The sequence below is a fragment of the Gilvimarinus sp. 1_MG-2023 genome, from assembly GCF_030548285.1.
Genome location: NZ_JAUOSC010000830.1, coordinates 1 through 285 on the forward strand (window position 1 = coordinate 1; position 285 = coordinate 285).

The following is a 285-nucleotide window of genomic DNA, read 5'->3' on the forward strand; positions in this document are numbered from 1 at the left end:
GTTGTATATCGCTCAACAAGTCACCCAGGATTCCATTCCGCGGGTATTGCTTGCCGATGAAGTTGGTCTGGGCAAAACCATCGAAGCCGGCTTGATCTTGCACCGGCTATTGCTGCAGCAACGGATCCAGCGAGTATTGATACTGGTGCCGGATCACTTGTTGCACCAGTGGCTGGTCGAAATGATTCGCCGCTTCAACTTGCGCTTCAGCATCCTGCAGCACGACGACATTGATGAAGCCATTGAAACGGGCAATACCGATTTGTTTGGTAACTCCCAGCTGCA

The 285-nt window shown here is 51.9% G+C and carries 1 protein-coding gene; it reads left to right on the plus strand.

Going from position 1 to position 285, the window contains the following annotated elements; all coding sequences use genetic code 11:
- Positions 1 to 285 (plus strand): SNF2-related protein (locus Q4563_RS19215; RefSeq protein ID WP_303605650.1); only part of this gene is annotated, 285 nt, incomplete at both ends.